Here is a 19499-nt window from a genome sequence, read left to right as displayed (position 1 = left end):
GTGGAGGGATTCCAGGTGTCGGGTGTGGCGAACGTGGCGGGCGGGGAGATTTTCGGTCTCCAGACGGCGTTCGGCGGCAACCTCGCCTTCGGTGGCGGGACGGGCGGGCAGGTGTCCGCCGTCTTCAACATGGCCGAGCGGGACTTCACGGGCTTCCAGGTGAGCACCACGGCGAACCGCGCGGCGGCGCGCCTCCGTGGCGTGCAGGCGGCCGTGGGCATCAACCTGGCGGAGCGGCTCGCGGGCGCGCAGGTGGGCCTCATCAACATCTCCGGGGACGTCGCGGGCGCGCAAGTGGGCCTCATCAACGTGGCGGCCGAGGTGCGCGGTGTGCAGCTGGGGTTCATCAACATCGCGGATGACGTGTCGGTGCCCATTGGCTTCTTGAGCATCGTGCGCAAGGGGCGCTTCGTGCTGGAGCTCTCCGCCGACGACGTCATGCCCCTGTCGGTGGGCATCAAGTATGGGAGCCGGACAGTCTATGTGCTGGCCACCACGGGCGTAGGGATTGGCGAGGACTCGCTGCGGACCTTCCTCAACATGGGCCTGGGCGTGCACGTCCCGCTGGATGCGGCGGACCGCTACTCGCTGGACGTGGACCTGTCGTACGGAAGCTGGCAGCCGAACTTCTATGGCTCGGGGCCCAAGAACACGCTGTTCCGGATGCGCGCCACGCTGGGGTGGGAGCTCAAGCGGCGCTTCGCGCTCTTCGGCGGTGTGTCCCTCAACGCGTACGACCCTTCGTCCCAGGACGAGGACCGCGACGTGAGCTGGCTGCCGCAGTGGAAGCTGGGCCGCGGCCCCGGCGGCGTCCGGATGTGGCCCGGCCTGCTGCTGGGCGTGCGCATCTGACCCGCATCCTCCAGGTTCAGCAGTAGCTCAGCGCAGCCACGCCAACACCGCTTGCGGCGCGTCCACGTGGACGAAGTGCCCGGCCTCCGGCAACGTCTCCACCGGGCAGCCCGCGGCCACCAGGCGCTCCACGTCCGCGTCACTCACGTATTTCGAGCGGCCACCCCGAAGGCACCGCATCGGCGGGCCGTCCTTGCGCTCCACCGCTGTCCACAGGTCCGTGTCATTCACGCGCGAGTGCAGGCCCGCCAGTCCCTGCCGGTCGAAGCGCCAGCGCACGCCACTCTCCTCCGTCACCAGGTTCATCAGCAGCCAGTCCGCCAGCGACTCCGACAAGCCGCGGCCCGTGAGCTCCGCGCGCATCGCCCGGCGGTTCTCCGCCTGGGCCGGAGCCTGGAGCAGGATGCCCAGCACCTTGCCGCTCTCCGACAAGTCTCCTGGGACAGGCCCCGGTGCGATGTCCAGCAGCGACACGCTCCGGACGGCCTCCGGCACATTCAGGCTCGCCGCGAGCGTCACCCGTCCCCCAAGTGAATGCCCCACCCAGTCGAACGGGCCCTGGAACCCCTGCGCACGCGCCGTGTCCACCACGTCCCGGGCCATGCTGTAGAGGTCCGAGTTCGCCGGCAGCGCAGGGGACGTCCCATGCCCGGTGAGGTCCGGCAGGAGGATGCGCCGGCTCGGGTCCGCCGCGCTCCACGCCGTCGCCAGTGAGCGCAGATTGCGCCCCGTGCCCAGGAAGCCGTGCAGCATCACCGTGGGCACATCGCCCTCTCCCACCAGGAAACTCTCGAGGACCATGCGATTCGTGCCTTTCTCGCCGCCCCGTTCGCCTTGACGCGGGGCGGGCCGTGCCGCTTCATACCTTGAACGCCCTGCCTGACGAGGTCTTCCGCGTGCCCACCGTCTCCTTGCTGCTCTTCGTGCTCGCCTCCGCTCCCGCGAACACGGCCCCCGCCGACCCGAAGGCAGCCATCACCGCCGTGCTGGATGATTGGCACCAGGCCGCCGCCGCCGCGGACGAGGCGCGCTACTTCGGCCACTTCACCGACGACGCGGTGTACCTGGGCACCGACGCCACCGAGCGTTGGACCCGTGACGAATTCCGCGCCTGGGCGAAGCCGTACTTCTCCAAGGGCAAGGCCTGGAACTTCAAGGCGATGTCACGCCACATCTTCCTCTCGAAGGATGGCGCGGTGGCCTGGTTCGACGAGGCGTTGGATACGCCCAACCTGGGCCCCAGCCGCGGCAGCGGCGTGCTGGTGAAGGACGCCGGCACCTGGAAGATTGCCCAGTACAACCTCTCCATCCCCATCCCCAACGACGTGCTGCCGGAGGTGAAGCGGCGCATCGAGCGGCACCTGGCCCGGGGCCAGAAGACGCCCGGGAAGTCCTCCACCTGGAAGGCGCCGCCGGCGAAGGTGCCCTCGCCGCAGACGCCGCCCATCAAGGAGAGGGCGCCCGCTCAGGCGAACTAGCCTCCTCACAACCCGAAGGGATACGTGTCGGGCGCGTCCTCCTCCCCGTGCCCGGCATCCGAGTCCAATGGGCGCAATGCCCGCGTCTCGTCGTAGTGCAGCACCGCGTCGAACTGCGCGGGCAGGTTCGCGTGGAAGTAGTGGCTCCACCGCTCGGTGCGCGGCGCGTACACCACGCCGATGGCACGCTCCAGGCGGCGCTCGTGCAGGCCGCCCGCCGCTTCGCCCAGCTCGGCCATGCGCAGCAGGAACGCGGGCATGCCCACGTCGTGGAACAGGCGCTCGTAGCTGCCGGACATGGCGGGCTGGATGCGGCGTCGCAGGCCGGGCTCGTCCCATTCGTGCGCGGCGATGACCACGCCCGTGTACGTGGTGAAGCCCACGTTGTAGGTGGCCGCGCTGTGCCGCTCGCGCAGGAGCTGGCCCACGTTGAGCTCTCCCTGGTCGCCCAGTTGCGTGGCACGGGCATCACCCAGGTGGGAGTTGTGCGCCCAGATGACCAGCCGGGCCGGTGGACCGCTGCGTGACAGGTGCGCCGCGAGCGCGTCCACCGTGTCCGCCATGTGCGTGTCACGCAGGTTCCAGCCTTCGTGCCGGCCCGCATACACGGCGCGGTAGTACGCCTCCGCGTTGGCGACGAGCCGGGCGTTCTGCTCGGCGTGGAAGCGGGCGTCCGCGTCCTCGGGCCCTCGAGTCCTCCGCCGCTGCAACTCCACGAACTGGGCCCAGACCTGCTCCTCGCACGAGTCCGCCTGCCCCGACGTGGTGGACTGGCCATAGACGTGGGGCTCGGGGCCGAAGTGGTCGAAGCAGGCGTAGCGCTCGCGGGCCCGCTGCGCGGCATCCGGGTCCACCGTGTCCAACCAGGCCACCACCTCCCGCATGGAGTCGTGAAGGCTGTACAGGTCCATGCCGTAGAAGCCCGCCCGCTGCTCCGGTGGCACCGTGGCGTTGTGGGCGCGCATCCAGGTGACCAGCTCCTCCATCTCCCGGTTGCGCCACATCCACCGAGGGAATCGCTGGAAGTTGCCCAGGGCGCCAGCGGCCGTCGCGTCCTGCCCGTTCCCCCGCACGAACGCGTCGACACGGAGGGCGGCCGGCCAGTCGGCCTCCACCACCAGCGCGCGGAAGCCCTGCTCGGCGATGAGGCGGCGGGTGAGGGTGGCGCGTGCCTGGTAGAACTCGTGTGTGCCGTGTGTGGCCTCGCCCAGCAGGACGAACCGCGCATCACCGATGCTCTCGATGAGCGGGTCCAGGTCCGAAGCGCGGCCCGACACGGGGAGCGCGGCGGCTCGGATGCCCTCCAGCAGGGCGGCCGACACCTCCGGGGCGTCCTCCTCCATTGAACCCATGCCTCACAAGGTGGGGCGGACCTGGCGGAGTGCCCATCGTGCCTTCCCCTCAGCCCGGGCGGCGGACGGGTAGGCACCCCCTCCGTTGCATTCACGTGGCAGCGTGCCAGCACCCATCGGGGCCCCAGCGCCAGGCGGGCATCGCAGTCCAGGGCTGGACCTCACGAAGGCGATGGCTCGGGCACGGGTGTCCCTGGACGGCGCGTCGTCCGCCCAGTCCGTGGCGGCGAAGGCAGGCCGCGACGACTCCGACAAGAAGAGAGACGGGCGTCACCCTGGGGCTGTTTGGCGTCTTGGTGCGCCACCCCATCGAAGTCAGCGTGAGCCGCTGGACCTGGGCATCCCGCCCGGGCGCTGAGCGCAGCCGCCGCTCCGTGAGCGATCAGACCTCGCGAGCGAACCGCGCTGCGTCTCCAATCCCTTCCGCGTGAATTCCTCGTGGCTTCGTCGGGGATGCGTTGCGCGAGTGAATCGCTCCGTGCACAAGGCGCGCGGCGCCCCGTTCCGGGCCGCCGTTCTCCGGAGGGGAAATGTCCCGCACGTGGAGCATGGTATCGGCCGTGTGGCTCGCGGCCTGTAGCGCGCAGGTTTCCGACGTGGATGAAGCGCAGGACGGGTCGCCACCACACGAAACGGTGAGCCGTCAGGAGTCATGGGAAGGTGAGCTGGAGGTCGTGGTGGTGGACCCGCCCGCGCCCGCCGCGTCGTGGGAAGAGTACTTCGTGAAGCAGGGGAACCAGCACCGCCAGGTGCGCTTCGAACACGGCGCGCCGTCGGGACTGCGCAGCGGGCTCCAGGTGAAGGTGCGGGGGCGCGAGCAGGGCGGCCAGCTCATCGCACAGGGCGTGGACGTGGACACCCATGCCGCGTCCTCGCTGAGCACGACGAGCGCATGTGGCGTCAGCGGCGTGCAGCGCAGCCTGGTCATCATGACGGAGTTCCCCGGCATGGCCTGGCCCGGCCTCACGCCGCAGGCGGTCCACGACGTGTTCTTCTCCACGACGCGTCGTTCGCTGGCGGATTACTGGAGCGAGGTGTCCGAGGGCCGCACCACGACCACGGGCGACGTGGTGAGCGGGTACACGCTGGACCGCGCCTATTCGTGCAGTGAAGGCGCGGCCATGCGTGAGGCCGCGGTGCGGGCGGCGGACGCGGACGTGGACTTCACGCAGTACGACCGCATCTTCATTGTCCACCCACGCCCCCTGGCGGGCTGTTCTTACGCCGGTCAGGCCACGGTGTCCTGTGGGCAGGTGCAGACGGCGGACGGTACCGTGACGGCCTCCACGTCGTGGCTCGTGGCGGAGTCCATGATGGTCCACGACAGTGCCGTGGAGTTGGTGACGCACGAGGCGGGGCACAACCTCACGTTGGGCCATGCGAGCTCGCGCGACTTCGGCGCGGAGGCCCTGGGCCTGCCGGGGGCGACGGGAGTCATCGACGAGTACGGGGATGTCTTCTCGACGATGGGACGGTGGAACCTGGGCCACTACGCGGCGCCGCAGAAGGCACGCATCGGCTGGCTGGATGCGTCCGCCGTGGCCGAAGTGGACGGCGTGGACGGCACCTTCACCCTCGCGCCCGTGGTCGCGTCGGGCGGGCTGAAGGCGCTCAAGGTGCGGCGGCGGCCTGGGAGCAATGACTGGCTGTGGTTGGAGTACCGCCAGCCCGTGGGGGGCTATGAGGCGACGCTGGCGCCGCAGGTGTTCGGCGGCGCGCTCGTGCACTACGCGGATGCGACGACGCTGAGTGGCTCGCACCTGCTCGACTTCACGCCGCAGACGGCGTCGTGGACCGACCCGGCCTTGCTTCCGGGCACGACGTGGGACGACCCCTACAGCACCCTCTCCGTGACCGTGAACGCGGCGACGTCCGCGGGACTCGTCGTGAGCATCGCGCACCGTCAATCCGCGTGCGTCCGCGCACCCCACGAGGTGCAGGTGACGTCCTTCGCCCCCACGTCCTGGCCCGGAGGCCGGCCGGAGTTCGAGGTCGTTCTCGTCAACCACGACTCGCCTACGTGTTCGCCGTCCACCTTCCAGGTCTCCGCTCTCCTTCCGCAGGGGTGGGGCTCCGACCGTCTGCCTGCGCAAGTCACTGTCGCCGCGTCCGCCTCGTTGTCATTGGGCCTCCAGGCGTATGCGCCCTACAGCGCGGCGCCCGGCACATACGCCGTGGGCCTGGCCGCCACGCGAGACGGCCACACGGTGCAAGGCATGGCGGACATCGACATCGTCGAGCGTTGTGTCACCGCGTCGCCCACCGTCACGCTGTCACCGCAGGCAGTGACGGCGGCGCCGGGCACGGATGTCACCTGGACGGTGAACGTCACCAACAATGACTCCGCGTCGTGTGATTGGGTCTGGTACGACTTCTATTCCAACCTGCCGTCGGCCTGGGACACCGCCTTTTCCGACTGGGGTGTGAACCTGCCGCCGGGTGGCGCCTTCACCTTCACGATGTCGAAGTCCATTCTACCGGAGGCGCGCGGCAGCCACACGGTGGACCTGGACATCTACAAGGACGAGTACGGCCTCGTGTGGCATGGCACCGCCACCGTGAACGTGGCCGAGCCGCTGACGCGCTCGAGGTGATGTTGCGAGTCCGCTCGCGGCGATTCATCACCGCCGCGAGCGGATGTGTGATTTCAGGATGCCCGGGCGAAAGTGCGCTGCCGCCACGCGCCGAGGATGCGCTCGGCCACTGAGTCCACGCCCACATCCTGGGTGAAGACGAAGGGGCCTGCGCCGCGCATCAGTCGGGGCCGGAGCACGACGCCAGGGACGTGGACCACCCAATGCCGCGCGGCCAGGACGATTGTCGTGAAAATATAGGTCAACTGACCTAATAAAGATTCCATGCGGCGTGGATGTCCCACGCCGGGCGGGCGGAGCGCGCAATGGTGGCTGAGGACAGTGTCGTTCTGGTGGGGGGCTACGGCGTGGTGGGGACGTGGCTCGCGCAGTTGCTGCGGGAGCGGCATCCGGACCTTCCGCTGGTCATCGCTGGCCGCCGTCGCGAGCCCGCGGAGGCGTTGGCCCGGCGGCTGGGGAACGCGGAAGCCGCGGTGCTGGATGTGACGGCGCCCGACCCGCTGGCGTGCCTGTCCGGACGGCCCAGGGCCGTGGTGTCGCTGGTCAATGACCCGGACGATGCGGTGCTGCGCTCGGCGGTCCGGGAAGGCGTGGCGGTGCTCGACATCACCCGCTGGACGTCGCGTGTGAAGTCGGCGGTGCTGCGGCTGTCGGGGACGCCCCCACGGGCCCCCGTCCTGCTCAGCTCCGCGTGGATGGCGGGACTGGTGCCCAGGCTCGTCGCGGGCGCGTCGGAGCGGGTGGGCGGCGTCGAGCGCGTCGACGTGGGCATCCGCTTCGCCCTGGCGGACCAGGCCGGTCCCGACTCGGTGGAGTACATGGACCGGCTGGGGATGGCCTTCGACATCACGGAGGGAGGGAAGGAGCGGCAGGTGTTGCCGCTGACGGACGGCCGCCGGGTGATGTTCCCGGATGGGCGGCCCACGCGTGTCTTTCGGCTCGACACGCCCGAGCAGGCCACGCTGCCGCTGGTGCTGGGCGCGCGCACGGTGTCGACGCGGCTGGGGTTCGATTCGGGCACCGTCACCTGGATGCTCGCGGCGCTCCAGCAGGTGGGGCTGCTCCGGCTGCTCCAGCATCCCCGCCTGACGTCCGTGCGGCGCGCGCTGATGGCCAGCAGCGGCACGGGCGGTGAGGCGGCGTGGGTGGCGGACGTGGAAGGCCCTCGCGGAGCGCTGCGCATCGAGGTGGTGGACCCGAAGGGACAGGCCCACCTCACGGCCGTGGGCGCGGTGCTGGGGACGGAGCGATTGCTGGGATGGGATGGCGCGCCGCCTCCCGCCGCGGGTGTGTGGTTCCCGGAGCACGACGCGCGTCCGGAGCAGGCCCTGGCCGCCCTGCGCGGGTGCGGCGTCCAGGTCCGGTTCGACGAACAACCGCGCCGGGAGGCGGCCTGATGCCACGCGCCACGCGGGGGAAGCTGCCATCGTCGAAGCCTCGCGAGGGGACCGCCGTCCACGCCAAGGGGACCGAGCGCGTGGCGTCCATCCTCGATGCGGCCACCGACACACTGGTGGAGGAGGGCCATTCGGGGCTCTCGCTGCGCCGGGTGGCTCAGCGGGCGGGGCTCAGCATGGGCAACCTCCAGTATTACTTCCCCGCGAAGCAGGACGTGGTGCGGGCGCTGCTCGCGCGCTACCTGGAAGCCGCCAGTCAACGGGTGCATGCGCGGGTGGAGGAAGGCGGCCGTGCGCCGGTGGAGCGGCTTCGTCGCGCGGTGGAGGCCCTGCTGGAGGACCAGGAGTCCCCGCGTCATTGCCAGCTCTTCGCGGAGCTGTGGGCGCTCGCCGCACGGGATGAGATGGTCGCGGACGCGCTCGCCGTCTTCTACGCGGGCTTCCGGGCGGGCGTCGTGGCGTTGCTGCGTGAACTGGCGCCCGGGCTCAGCCCGTCACGCCTGGAGCGTCGCGCGGCGCTGGTGGTCGCATTCCTGGAGGGGCTGTCACTCTTCAGAGGCGGCGGTGCGCTCCGGAGGGCCTCGGTGCCAGGGTTGGAGCAGGAGCTGCGGGCCGTGTTGGAGGAAGCCCTGGCGGGCGTCCCCGCCGCCGAAAAGCTATGAGTCGGCCGGGCCGCCCTCGTCATCCACGACGAGCACCGACTTGAGCTTGTCCATGGCCAGCGGCGGTACGTCAGTGAAGGCCAGGCCGACTTCAAAGCGCGCCACCGCGTCCTTGGCAAGCTTGCGCGTCCAGGCCACACGCGCTTTGCACTCCAACGAAGTGCCGTCGCGGAGGAACAGGTCCAGCTCCAACTCGGAGTCCTGGGTGTACTGCTCGTCGGAGTAGATGCGGATGCCCCCCAGGCTGGCGTCCAGCACCTGCTGCTTGTCCACGCGCCTGAGTCGCGCGGGCCGGGCATAGAGCGGCGCCTCGAGCCGAGGAAAGCGACGACGATCCGTGGGGGATTCATTCACGCTGGCGCTGTTCATGTTCCAGCCTTCTCCGGGGGGGAAGTCCGGCCGGGCTCCCGGGCGACGGTGACGAAGCATAGGGGATATGGCGGGTTGGTACGAAATCTCAGGACCCAACCAGCCCGCAGTGCACACACCCGAAAGGTGTCTCGTTCGACCCGCGCCCCGGGCTTCATGAAGCCGCGGGAAAGGCGCTCCTTGGCTGGCTGGGGTGTAACAGGGCTCGTCACAGGAGCCGGGTTTCTGTGACGCCGCGCGCTACGTCACGTGCTCGCGAGCGGGGTGGCCGGCGAGCCCTCACCGAGCGGTGGCGCCGTCCGCCACGCGCTGGCGCGCTGGGTGCAAACGCGGTCTCCGGGTCTTCACCGGAGACCCGGCAGTCGTCATCCCCCAACGAGAGGTTTTTCATCCATGAGCATCAAGCTGACGGGCCGCCTGATGGCGGCAGCACTCCTGAGTCTGACGGCCGCGGGTTGCCAGGGCGAGGAGTCGCAGCCTGCCGAGGCTGACGCGCTTTCGGCCCAGGAAGCGCCTGTGGAGCAGCAGTGCGTTGAGACCTTCGCCGGCATCAAGAACTGCGCCGCGGGCAACGCGAAGCTCGAGCGCACGGAGAAGGGCCTCAACGTCACCGGCCTGGAGAAGGCCGCCAACGACGGCGTCTCCAGCAACTTCGCCGCCGCGACGCAGTGGGAGCAGAAGGCCGTCTTCCAGGACCTCGCCAAGGCCGGACAGGGCTTCGCCCTGGCGGCGCGTGATGGCAACCAGGTGGTCAGCACCATCCAGGTCGGCATCGGCAGTGAGCCGGGCCAGGTGACGTTCCATCCGCAGTTCACCGGCACGCCGGGCGGTTCGACCTACAGCGTGTACGTGTACAACGGCGGTCAGTTCCAGGGCCGGCACATCAACCGCGGCCTCTGGTTCCCGATGGACGCGTCCTGGTACGACATCCACATCCGCTTCACGCCCATCCACATCGGCTTCCGCAACCACATGACCTTCGGGTTCAATGACCCCCTCCCCTCGGGCGCCTGCGTGTGGGCTTTCCGCAGCGCGACGCCGGGAGCCTTCACGTTCAACTTCGACGGCCGCGAGGTCAGCGGCGACTACGTCGAGTTCGTCGAGGAGCTGGGCGATGGCCACTACCCGTACACCAGCTTCTCGGCCATTGACCTGACGGCCGCCGCGAGCGCGCTGACCATCCACAGCGAGTCCGTCATCCGCGGCAAGTAGTCCGCGGTCCGAAGCACCCACGCCGGGCGGGAGCCTCTCCCGTCCGGCGTGTCGTTTCCGCCGCGTCATGCCGCCAGCACGTCCTCGAAGGCGAGGAGGCGGCGGAAGTCCGACGCCCGCCAGAAGGTGTTCCCCTGGGCGTGGAAGCGGCGCAGCTCCTCCCGTTCTGGCCAGGAGCGGTAGGGATGGCGCGCCCGGCTCACGTCGATGGGGCGCGCGTCCGGCGTCTCTCCGCGCTCCAACATCTCCATGTGCCGCTCGAGCAGGGCAATGCCCGCGGCGGTCGCCTTCGCCGTCAGCGCCAGGTGGGAATCGGCGGCCGAGCGGGTGAACGCGCTCTGGGCCAGCACGTCGCCCGCGTCGATGCGCGCGGTGGTGCGGTGGAGGGTCGTGCCAATCTCAGACACGCCGTTCAGCATGGCCTGGAAGACGGAGTCCACGCCGCGGAACTCCGGCAGCAGCGATGGATGGATGTTCAAACAGCCATGGCGCGGCAGACTGAGCAGCGGCTCCCGGATGATTTGATCGCACATGCTGGTGAGGAACAACGCCACCCCGTGCCGCTCGAGCTCGCTCACCGTGGCCGCTCCGGAGAAGTCATCACTGATGACCAGCGGAATGCCATATGCCCGGGAGAGCGCCTGGAAGCTCATCAACCCCGAAGCGGGAATGCTGAAGGGCAGCGAGCCACTCAGCCCGGCGAGCACGTTGTAGCCGGTGAAGCGCGGGCCAAACTGCTTCAGGAAGACAGGCAGCACCTGGGCCGGGGTGTAGCGCTTCTTCTGGAAGCGCAGGCCCCCCGCGGACAGGAGGATGCACGCGGGTGTCAGCCCTGCTCGCCGCACCAGGGTGTTGGCGAAGTACAGGGACATGACGGAGGGAATGCAGCCGTAGGCGAAGCGGAGCATGGTCAGGCGGCCTGGTCAGTGGGGGGCTGCGAGTCGTCGTCGAAGGTGGAGACGCGGAACTTCCGCCGCTCCTGCGGCTGCTTCTCGCTCAGCAGCGCGGGCAGCAGGGGATTGAGCAGGGGCCGCAGCCACGCGGACTGGATGCGGGCAGCCATCGTCATGCCCTCCAGCTCCGCGCCCACCGTCTGCTTCACGAAGTAGCTGGTGAGACCCAGGTCCACCACGCGGCATCCCGTGCGGGCCGCGTGTTCGATTTCCTTCCACATCATCAGGTAGTAGGCCGGCGTGCCTTCCGTCCGGGCGTAGTCCATGCCGATGCAGAAGGGGTTGTTGATGCCGCCCCCGGTGCCCGTGAGGATGAAGGCAATCAGGTGCCCGGCCGAGTCGCGCAGCGTGAGGAAGCTGCTGGTAGTGGGCATCCGCTCCGCGATGGTCTCGAAGAAGGCCCGAGGGAACGGGTTGCGCTTGAACTCCGACGCGCCCTCGTGGACCTGGAGGTAGAGCGGGTAGCACTCGTCGATGAGGGGGCGGAAGTCCCGCACCCGCTCCACCTGGAAGCCGAGCGCCTCCGCGTCCTTCAGCTTCTTGCGCAGGTTCTGCCGCGACTTCTTCTTCAGCCGCTGGAAGTGGGCCTCGCTGCTCAGCCCGTCCAGCGTCACCATGGCCATGGGGTGGTTGGCCACCTGCTTGAAGCCCCGCTGGAGGAACCACGACTCCAGGCGCACGTCCTCGGGCAGGGCCTCCATGAAGTCGCGCACCAGCAGCAGCGCGGCGTCGCCACACACCTCGTCGCAAGCGGCGAGCAGCGCCCGCGCGAAGTCATGCTCGGAAACGCGTTGCGCGTCGTACCACCAGTGCCGCTCCGCCGTTTCGAAGGTGCCCACCATGCCCAGGCCCAGCGATAGGAATCCGGGCAGCACCTTGCGCACGCCCCTGGTCAGCGTGCCCACCTGCTCCGGCAGCAGCAGGCTCAAGTCCAGGCGCTCCTCGGTGATGACCGCCAGTCCGACGACGTCCGCGCCTTGCGACACGATGAGGTAGCCGAACTTCCGCTCCGGGAACGAGTCCTCCAGGCAGGAGAGGAACGCGGCGCTCTTGAAGGGGTGTCCCCGCGCTACCTTGTCGTCCCACAGCGCCTGGGGCACGTCCCGGATGCGAGGGACGACTTTCGTGGTGATGCCCGCCTTCGCCGTCATTCGTCGCCCTCCGCGTCCAGCCGCTCGAAGTGGATGCCATGGCGGGCCAGGCCGTCGTCGTTCTCCTTCATGTCCCGGAACACGCGCTGCGAGCGGGGCAGGGGCGTGGGCGGGAAGAGCTCCGCGCCGAAGCGCTTCAGCAACTGGTCCAGCACCGGGTGGGTGTGGTGCACGGCCAGGTACAGCCGGTCCACCACCGCGCCGATGCTGGCCTTCACCGCGTAGCTCGTCTGTCCCAACTGCACCACCGACTTGCCCTGGGACTCCAGCACCTCCACGATTTTGTAGATGCTGTTGAAGTACAGCGCGCCCTCGTCGCGGAGGCTGTAGTCCAGGCCCAGGTAGATGGGGTGGACCCACTCCGCGTCCTTGAGGAACAGCTCGAAGGACACCAACTGCTCGCCCTTGAAGCACAGGAGAGCGAAGACGCGGTCGCCCAGGCGCCGGGGCAGTTGGGCGAAGAAGTCCACGCTGAGCGTCTCGAAGCGAATCTTCGAGCGGTTGAGGACCTGCAGGTACAGCGGGTGCATCTGTGCGGCGTAGCGTGAGAAGTCGGAGACGGTCTCCCAGCGCATGCCCGCCTCCTGGACGCGGGCCATGCGGTTGTTCATCAAGGAGCGGTACTTCTTGCGCAGCCGGTCCTTGAAGGTGCTCTTCCCGGGCTCGCCCAGGTACAGGTAGGTGGTGGCCGCGCTCTCCACGAAGTGGAAGCGCGGGGACAGCACGTCCTTCACCTCGGGCAGCTTCTGGGAGGTGAACTCCTTCATGAAGACCAGGCCCAGCTTCAGGTGCCGGGCGCGGGCAATCACCTCGCGGGAGATGGCGCGCAGCACGTCGTCACGCCGCGCCTTCGGCAGGTCCGTGCGGATGCCCAGCAAGTCCTTGCAGATGGCGATGGGCGTGCCGATGACGAACGCATTCAGAAAGAGGAAGTCCGGGAGCGCGCGGCGGACCTGGGACACCACCTTGTTGACGTTCTCCGGGGCGATGACCGTCAGCGACATCCGGAAGCGGAAGCAGGGGACGATGGCCACCACCGCGCCCTCGTTCCGGAGGACCAGGTAGTGGAACCGGACATCCTCGATGCTGGCTGCCTCGGTGGCCTGGTGCAGCTCGAAGGACTGCATCACGTCGGTGGGTGGGAAGCAGGTGTGCCAGTCCTCCCGGCCGATGTCGTTGATGGAGCCGACCCAACGCACGTCGAGCGGGCGCGGGAAGGTGTGGAAGGCGGGAGCGCTTCCGGTGACGGGTGCGGACGCGGTCATGTCTTTCGGGTGGGTTGGGGACGTCGAAACAGGGGGCGGGGCTTTCAGGTGGCCAGGGCGCTGGAGTCTCGCGCGGAGGTGTCCGCGCCTTCGTGGAACGCGGCGCGGAAGCGCAGCAGCCACGCGGCGCTGAGGACGGGGTGGAGCAGGATGGGGAGCGCGCTGACCAGCGGCACGCCCTCCATCAGCGCCAGGGCGGGACCCAGCAGCGCGATACCCACCAGCCGTGCGAACTCCTGCCGCCACGCGAAGGCGCGCGAGTCCATCAGCGCGCCCAGGCTCCAGGTACCGAAGAGGACCAGCCCCAGCGTCACGGCGCGGGCCACGGGGCTGAGCGTGTCCAGGTACCACGCCAGCAGCAGGATGCTGGCCGCCAGGCTGAAGAACTGTGTCACGCAGTAGGCGGTGACGGGCAGGGGCAGGCGGGGGTCGTACTTCTTGAAGGTGGCGGACGGACCGCCATCCGGGGGGCCGCTGAAGCGCTCCTGGCGCAGCGACGGCGGGTTCCAGTCCGGCCCCTTGATGAAGCACAGCGCCTTGTCGGCCAGCCGCGCGCAGGCGGCGGACTTCTGGAACAGCTCCACGAAGTAGTGGAAGTGCGCGGTGAGGGAGTTCCACGAGCGCAGGCTGCTGCGCAGGCCGTAGACGGGAGGCTGGTCCTTCAGCTCCGGCTGGTAGGTGCGGAACAGCAAATCCCAGACGACGAGGATGTTGCCGTAGTTCTTGTCGATGTACGGCGTGTTGCGGCTGTGGTGGACGCGGTGCTGGGAGGGCGTGACGAGCACGTACTCCAGCCAGCCCAGCGGCGGCACGTAGGTGTTGTGGATGGCGTACTGGAAGAGGAGCTGGATGCCGGTGATGCCCAGGAACACCTCCGGCGCGATGCCCAGCAGCGCCATGGGCACGAAGAAGGGCCATGTGGTCAGCTCACCCAGCGCGCTCTGCCGCACCGCGAGGCCGAAGTTCATGTCCTCGCCGGAGTGGTGGGCGACGTGGACGCCCCACATCCACGCCATGGTGTGGTGCATCCGGTGCGCCCAGTAATAGAAGAAGTCGTAGGCGAAGAAGGCCACCACCCACGTCCACGCGGAGTCCTTCGCCAGGCTGAAGAGGGCGTGGTGCTTGTAGACGTAGCCGTAGAAGACGAAGGTTGCGCCCGCGATGACCACGCTGCCCAGGACGGTGAGCAGGCTCATCGTCACGTTGGTGAGCAGGTCATTGAGCCGGTAGGCCGGCTTGCGCCGCAAGAGCCCCACCACCAGCTCGATGAGGATGGGAGCGAGGAACACGGGCAGGCCGTAGAGGAGCTGTTCCTTGAGGTCCATGGCGGGTCTTCCAGTGGCGTGGGTGGCGTAGGGCGCCGGCTCAGGTGCCGGTCTGCTGGAGCGGCGGCGTGTCCTGGAGGTTGAGTTTGCGGCTGCATCGGTCCAGCGCGTCCAGGAAGCGGTCCAGGTCCGCCTGGGTGAGGTTGGCGCTGACGTTGATGCGCAGGCGCGTGCGGTTCTTGCTCACGGCGGGGTAGCCCACCGGGTTGACGTAGATGCCCTCCAGGTGGAGCAGCCGCGTCAGCTCGAACGTCTTCTCGTAGGCGGGCATCAGGATGGGGATGATGGGGGACTCGCTGTTCATGCAGTCCAGGCCCATGGAGCGGATGCCGGCGCGCAGGTAGTTCTCGTTGTGGTGCAGGCGCTCCTGGAGCTCGGGCTGCTCCTGGAGGATGCGGATGCCCTCCAGCAGCCCCGCGGCGATGGGCGGCGGCAGCGAGGCGGAGAAGATGTAGCCGTTGGAGCCGAAGCGCAGCAGGTCGATGGTGGCCTTGGAACCGGCGGCGAACCCGCCGATGCCCGGCAGGCCCTTGCTGAGGCTGCCAGTGAGCACGTCCACCTGCGACTGGAGTCCGAAGTAGGCCGGGGTGCCACGGCCGTTGGGCCCCATGGCGGCGGTGGCGTGCGCGTCATCCACGAGGATGAAGGCGTTGTAGCTCTCCGCCAGCGCCACGATGCCCGGCAGGTCCGCCACGTCGCCGTCCATGCTGAAGACGCCGTCGGTGATGATGAACTTGCGCTGCTCGTACGGCAGCTTCTTCAGCGTGGACTCGATGCTGCGCAGGCTCTTGTGCCGGTAGGTGCGGATGTCCGCGCCGGACAGCTTCAGCCCGTCGATGATGGACTGGTGGTTGAGCATGTCCGACAGCACCACGTCGCCCTCGCCACACAGCGCGGACAACACGGACAGGTTCGCCGCGTAGCCGCTGCTGTAGGTGACGCAGTCCTCGAAGCCCAGGAACTCCGCCAGCGCGCGCTCCAGCTCCAGGTGCAGCTCACACGTCCCGTTGAGCAGACGCACGCCGCTGACCGTCGTCCCGTAGCGGCGCAGCGCCGCCTCCGCCGCGGCCACCACGCGTGGGTGCCCGTTCAGCCCGGAGTAGTTGTAGGAGCCGAAGTGGAGGACGTCCCGAGGCCCCTCCGCGCTCAGCCTCACATCCCGGCGCGTCGGACTGAAGCTGACGCGCGCCTCCCGGCCTGGCATCCCGTGAAACACCCGCCCAATGACGTCACAGTGATGGTTGTCCACGTAGTAATGGACCGCCTTCTGGACTTCCTGGAGCCGGGCGGAGCCCACGGCGAGATTGCGGTTCTTCTCGGGAAAGGCATTGCGGGTTGGGTCCATGACGGTGGCTTCCTGGTGCGCGTCTGGCGGGCACTTCCGTCCGCCGGACAGACGCGTCCCACCCTCCGCGCCACTCGAGCCGCGGATACGAGCGTACGAATCCTGACCGGCGGCCCGGAAGGAGGGGGCCGCTGTTCGTGGAGAGGTCTCCAGCGCAGTTGTGACGATGTGTGGGTTCTGGGCAGCCACGCCGCTGAGCATTCCTGAGGATGCTCGATACGGTCCCCCCATTCGTGGCGAATCACAAATATCGAGCAATGGACATCGTGTCAATGGATAGCCAGAATTTTACGTAAATAGCGGATTGGCTACCTGAGCCATCCTTCAACTTCCTTCGGCGCGCTCAACCCATGGCGTGTGCCGGGAGCGTCTGGCGCGAAGAAAGGAGGAGCGGGCGCGTCGGGCACGCCCGCTCCCCGGGCTTCCACGTGTCAGTCGGGTCGAGGGATGGGTCTACGGGTCTTCGACCGGGACGGTGCACGTCCACTGGCCGTTGTGCATGCACTGGCAGTTGCCGATGGGCATGTCTTCGATGCAGCACTTCCGCGTGGAGCCGCTGGGGGAGCATGCGAGGCCGAGGACGTTCACGCACGCCTCTCGCGACAGGCTGCAGTCGAGCGGCGGCGGGGGCGTGGTGGGGCAGTACTGGTAGTTGCCGTCACACTGGACGTAGTGGTCGTTGGACGCGGAGCAGGTCGTGCCCCAACACGAGAGCGACGGGCCCGTCGCGCACTCCGTCGAGCAGGAGACGAGGGCGCTCGACTCCTGCCCCAGCTCCTCCCGCGGCTCCACGGCTTCAACGCCACCACAGGCCACCAGGGTGGATACGGCGAGCGCCGCCAGGACAGCAAGGGTCTGCTTCATGGGGTGTTTCTCCTTGGGTGAGAGCTACTGGTTGCAACAGATGGAGTGAGCGCCGCCCAGGTCCGCGCGGAGGTTGAGAGGAATTGAAACATTTTACGTTACAGCCGCGCCATGGCATGGCGAATGATTCGCGGATGCCGTGTGGCTTTGCCGCATCATTGCGTCGCGACGGTTGAGGGGTGGGGCGCAGTGGCCCCAGTCGGTGTAGAGAAGTCGCATGCATCCCCCGCTGGAGAATGGTGCCCGCCGAGGGGCGCAGGTCCGCTGCCCGGCCTGCACGCGCTTCCACGAGCCGGGCCTCCTGTGCCCTCGGTGCGACTGCGGCCCGGTTCCTCCGGAGCGGTATGGCGCCGCGCGGATGCTCGTGCACGCGGGGGTGGACCGGTATGCGCTGGCGGACCGGGTGTCGCTCCTCTCCACCTCCATGGCGGAGCGGTTGGAGTCGCGCTACGCGAGGATGTGGGCCCATGTGCGGCGCCTGCTCATCGACGTGCGGCGCTACGAGCAGGCGTTGTTGCTCCGGGGCTTCGAGGAGGAGGTCGAGGACCGGTGGGCCCAGCGGCTTCCCTGGCACGTGCCCGAGGAGGAGCCCGCCGCCGAGCCGGAGGAAGGGCTGCACACCGTCGTTCCCGCGCTGGAGCCGCGGTGGCTCGCCGCGTTGGTGGACGTCCACGAAGGGACGCCTTCGCTCGCGGCGCTCGACACGGTGCTGACGTGTCTGGAGGATGACGGCCGCTTCGGCTGCGAGGCGGCGCTGGCGCTCACCCGGTGGCGGGTGTGGCCACGCGCGCGCGGGTCTCAGGTGGCCACCGAGCGCATCGCGCGGCTCGCTCGCGCCGCTTTCGTCCGGTTTCCGGAGCAGGGGGCGCGCGCCGCCGTGGCGTGGATGCAGGCCACAGGGCAGGCGACGGACGTGGACCTGCTGCTCGCGCTGCGTGAGGGCCTGAACCATCCGGACGCGGACGTGCGCTTCGAATGCGCGCTCTGCTTGCAGGACGAGGACGGCCTCCTCGCGGCCGTGGAGTCCACGGACCTGGCTCAGGCCGCGGAGGCACGTCGAGCGTTGGCGTCGCGGGGCTCCGTGAGGTTGCTGGAGCGGATGGCGTCGCGGGGAGACGCGGACTTCGCGCTCGATGTGTTGCGGCGGTTGCCCGCGCAGGCGCCTCCGGGGGCGCTGAGTGCGTTGCTCGCCGTGTCGGACCGGGTGGAGGGGGGACTGGCGGAGGCGCTGCATGGCTGGGCCCGTGGCCGGCCTTTCGCGGAGTTGCCGCCGGAGGAACGGGCGTTGTGGGTGGACTGGGCGCTCGTGCGGCTGGCGCGGCTCCCCGCGGCGGATGCGCTTCGTTTCCTCGAGTGGGCCGCCGCCGCGCGGGACGCGGACCGCATGGTGGAGACGCGCGCCTTCGTCTCCGCGGTGTCCGAGTCCCTGGCGCGAGAGCCACCATCGCTTCGCGCCAGCTGCTTCCAGGACGCGGCCTTCTCCCAGTTCCTCACGCTCGCTGACGAGGCGGATGCACTCCGGTTGCACACGTGGAGTCGCGAGGCGCCGTGCACGGAGCCGTTGCTGGAGGCGGTGCTGTCATTGCCCTCACGGCTACGGTGGGGCGATGCGCTCGCTCCCGGCCAGGGCGCGCGTTTGCTGATGGCGCTCTGGACGGGGGAGGGCCGCGAACGCCTGCTGGCGCCGCTGGCGAAGGTGGTGCGCGGGTGGAATGGCGACCGTCAGCGGGCCGTGTTCTTCGACGCCGTGTGGCGGCGTTTCCAGCAGCACCCGGACGAGCGCACAGACTTGTTGGCCGCCTTCACGCCGTGGAGGGCGGCACTCTGGGAACGGCAACAGGCGGCGGAGCCCGACGCGGTGGTGTGCTTCCAGACGTGGTGGCCGGTGGAGGACCCGGAGCAACTGCCGGAGCGTGTGGATGCGCTGGTCCGTCAGGCACCCCTGGAGGACCTGTCGCGCCGCCTCGAACCGGTGTGGAAGGCGGCGGAGCTCCGGGTGGATGCGTGGCCGCGTGCCACCTCGCTCGCGGTGTCATACGCGGCGGCGGTGTTGTCGGGGACCGTGAGGCAGGGCGTCGACGCGCTCGACCCGGACGCGGAGCGCTTCCTGGCCTGGTTCCCCGGCTTCCGGGAGCGTGTCGTCGCCGCGTCACCCGCGTCGAGCGAGCGGAGCCACTCCCGCGATTTCCTGGAGGACATCGAGGTCGATGTCCGGTTGATTCGGGAGCACCTCGAGCGGAAGCGGCAGCGGGAGGACCAGGCGCGCCAGGCGGAGCTCCGGCGCATGGTGGAGGCGTCCCGCCAGCGGGACCTGGCGCGCCAGCGGGAGTTGATGGCATGTCAGGTGGATGCGCCACGGCTCACGCATGACGTGGAGGTCGCGCCGCTGCGCACGCCGCTGGTGCTGTTGAATCCGCGTGGGCCAGTGCAGCCGCTCGACCTGGAGGTGTGCTTCCCGGAGGCCCGGCTGCGCACGCTGCTGGACTACACGCGGCTGTTGAAGCTCTTGAGCGTGAACAACGACGTGATGGCGGTGTTCGAGGCGCACGGACTGTCGGTGGCCACCTGGACGTCGGAGGCCACCGCGTGGGGGACGCTGCTGGTGCGGCGCCGGGAACTGACCCTGCGCTTCGGGGAGTTGTTCCAGGGGCCTTGGGGCTGACGGAGCGGCGGCGCTCCG

16 protein-coding genes and 1 pseudogene are annotated in these 19499 nt (G+C 69.2%); 7 read left to right on the top strand and 10 right to left on the bottom strand.

Annotation, left to right across the window (positions count from 1 at the left end):
- Positions 1 to 852, top strand: a pseudogene (locus FL344_RS30950) (caspase family protein); the annotation flags it as partial.
- A gap of 27 nt (positions 853 to 879) precedes the next feature.
- Here FL344_RS30950 and FL344_RS30945 read toward each other — a convergent pair.
- Complete coding sequence (locus tag FL344_RS30945; RefSeq protein ID WP_141621059.1) at positions 880 to 1653, bottom strand: alpha/beta fold hydrolase; 774 nt, start codon at positions 1651 to 1653, stop codon at positions 880 to 882.
- Between the two features lie 50 nt (positions 1654 to 1703).
- Here FL344_RS30945 and FL344_RS30940 point away from each other — a divergent pair, with 50 nt between their 5' ends.
- Positions 1704 to 2330 carry a nuclear transport factor 2 family protein gene (locus FL344_RS30940; protein WP_141621058.1) on the top strand — a complete coding sequence of 209 codons (627 nt, stop codon included), beginning with the start codon at positions 1704 to 1706 and terminating at the stop codon, positions 2328 to 2330.
- 5 nt (positions 2331 to 2335) lie between these two features.
- On the opposite strand, the gene FL344_RS30935 is transcribed toward FL344_RS30940, so the two are convergent.
- The gene (locus FL344_RS30935) at positions 2336 to 3682 is read right to left on the bottom strand and encodes an erythromycin esterase family protein (RefSeq protein ID WP_141621057.1); all 1347 of its coding nucleotides are present in this window, start codon (positions 3680 to 3682) and stop codon (positions 2336 to 2338) included.
- A 530-nt stretch (positions 3683 to 4212) separates the two neighbouring features.
- Between FL344_RS30935 and FL344_RS30930 the strand changes: the two genes are divergently transcribed.
- Positions 4213 to 6276 (top strand): M6 family metalloprotease domain-containing protein, encoded by a 2064-nt coding sequence (locus FL344_RS30930; protein ID WP_141621056.1) that lies wholly within the window; start codon positions 4213 to 4215, stop codon positions 6274 to 6276.
- A gap of 53 nt (positions 6277 to 6329) precedes the next feature.
- On the opposite strand, the gene FL344_RS39850 is transcribed toward FL344_RS30930, so the two are convergent.
- Complete coding sequence (locus FL344_RS39850) at positions 6330 to 6455, bottom strand: hypothetical protein (RefSeq protein ID WP_255508253.1); 126 nt, start codon at positions 6453 to 6455, stop codon at positions 6330 to 6332.
- Between the two features lie 126 nt (positions 6456 to 6581).
- Between FL344_RS39850 and FL344_RS30920 the strand changes: the two genes are divergently transcribed.
- Both FL344_RS30920 and FL344_RS30915 read left to right on the top strand, forming a co-directional pair.
- The gene (locus FL344_RS30920; protein ID WP_141593334.1) at positions 6582 to 7673 is read left to right on the top strand and encodes a saccharopine dehydrogenase NADP-binding domain-containing protein; all 1092 of its coding nucleotides are present in this window, start codon (positions 6582 to 6584) and stop codon (positions 7671 to 7673) included.
- Positions 7673 to 8335, top strand: coding sequence for a TetR/AcrR family transcriptional regulator (locus FL344_RS30915; RefSeq protein WP_141621054.1), 663 nt, complete (start codon positions 7673 to 7675; stop codon positions 8333 to 8335). The genes FL344_RS30920 and FL344_RS30915 overlap by 1 nt, the downstream gene beginning before the upstream one ends.
- Here FL344_RS30915 and FL344_RS30910 read toward each other — a convergent pair.
- Positions 8330 to 8704 carry a PilZ domain-containing protein gene (locus FL344_RS30910; protein ID WP_228558414.1) on the bottom strand — a complete coding sequence of 125 codons (375 nt, stop codon included), beginning with the start codon at positions 8702 to 8704 and terminating at the stop codon, positions 8330 to 8332. The genes FL344_RS30915 and FL344_RS30910 overlap by 6 nt on opposite strands.
- Positions 8705 to 9097: 393 nt before the next feature.
- Here FL344_RS30910 and FL344_RS30905 point away from each other — a divergent pair, with 393 nt between their 5' ends.
- Positions 9098 to 9916, top strand: coding sequence for a hypothetical protein (locus tag FL344_RS30905; RefSeq protein WP_141621053.1), 819 nt, complete (start codon positions 9098 to 9100; stop codon positions 9914 to 9916).
- Between the two features lie 65 nt (positions 9917 to 9981).
- Here FL344_RS30905 and FL344_RS30900 read toward each other — a convergent pair whose 3' ends face one another.
- The 6 genes from FL344_RS30900 to FL344_RS30875 all read right to left on the bottom strand — a co-directional run bounded on the left by FL344_RS30900 (position 9982) and on the right by FL344_RS30875 (position 16819).
- Positions 9982 to 10824 carry a formyltransferase family protein gene (locus FL344_RS30900; RefSeq protein WP_141621052.1) on the bottom strand — a complete coding sequence of 281 codons (843 nt, stop codon included), beginning with the start codon at positions 10822 to 10824 and terminating at the stop codon, positions 9982 to 9984.
- Between the two features lie 2 nt (positions 10825 to 10826).
- Positions 10827 to 12020 carry a GNAT family N-acetyltransferase gene (locus tag FL344_RS30895; protein WP_141621051.1) on the bottom strand — a complete coding sequence of 398 codons (1194 nt, stop codon included), beginning with the start codon at positions 12018 to 12020 and terminating at the stop codon, positions 10827 to 10829.
- Entirely contained in the window at positions 12017 to 13285 is a 1269-nt protein-coding gene (locus FL344_RS30890; RefSeq protein ID WP_141621050.1) for a GNAT family N-acetyltransferase, read from the bottom strand. Before FL344_RS30890 ends, FL344_RS30895 begins: the two co-directional genes overlap by 4 nt.
- A 44-nt stretch (positions 13286 to 13329) precedes the next feature.
- Positions 13330 to 14610: a sterol desaturase family protein gene (locus FL344_RS30885; protein ID WP_141621049.1), complete on the bottom strand. Its 1281-nt coding sequence runs from the start codon at positions 14608 to 14610 to the stop codon at positions 13330 to 13332.
- A 40-nt stretch (positions 14611 to 14650) separates the two neighbouring features.
- Positions 14651 to 15955, bottom strand: coding sequence for an aminotransferase class I/II-fold pyridoxal phosphate-dependent enzyme (locus FL344_RS30880; protein ID WP_141593327.1), 1305 nt, complete (start codon positions 15953 to 15955; stop codon positions 14651 to 14653).
- Between the two features lie 453 nt (positions 15956 to 16408).
- Complete coding sequence (locus FL344_RS30875) at positions 16409 to 16819, bottom strand: hypothetical protein (protein WP_141593326.1); 411 nt, start codon at positions 16817 to 16819, stop codon at positions 16409 to 16411.
- A 217-nt stretch (positions 16820 to 17036) separates the two neighbouring features.
- Between FL344_RS30875 and FL344_RS30870 the strand changes: the two genes are divergently transcribed.
- Complete coding sequence (locus FL344_RS30870) at positions 17037 to 19481, top strand: hypothetical protein (protein WP_141621048.1); 2445 nt, start codon at positions 17037 to 17039, stop codon at positions 19479 to 19481.
- Positions 19482 to 19499: the final 18 nt, after the last annotated feature.

The sequence above is a fragment of the Myxococcus sp. AB036A genome, from assembly GCF_006547355.1.
Classification (GTDB): Bacteria; Myxococcota; Myxococcia; order Myxococcales; family Myxococcaceae; genus Myxococcus; species Myxococcus virescens.
This window is presented reverse-complemented; position numbering and strand designations above follow the sequence as displayed.